At 67.3% G+C, this 254-nt stretch carries 1 pseudogene; it reads left to right on the forward strand.

Annotated features, from left to right (window positions below):
* Positions 1 to 254: pseudogene (locus KVT44_RS61435) on the forward strand (glucose-6-phosphate dehydrogenase); the annotation flags it as partial.

Here is a 254-nt window from a genome sequence, read left to right on the forward strand (position 1 = left end):
CTCCCGCGTATCGCGGGGCCGTCGGGCCTGGTCATCTTCGGCGTCACGGGCGATTTGTCACGTAAAAAGCTGATGCCTGCCGTGTACGACCTCGCCAACCGCGGGCTGCTGCCGCCGGGCTTCTCGCTCGTCGGCTTCGCCCGCCGCGAGTGGAAGAACGAGGACTTCGCCCAGGTGGTCCACGACGCCGTCAAGGAACACGCCCGTACGGAGTTCCGCGAGGAGGTCTGGCAGCAGCTCATCCAGGGGATGCG

Source organism: Streptomyces sp. GbtcB7, from assembly GCF_019091445.1.
Classification (GTDB): domain Bacteria; phylum Actinomycetota; class Actinomycetes; order Streptomycetales; family Streptomycetaceae; genus Streptomyces; species Streptomyces mirabilis.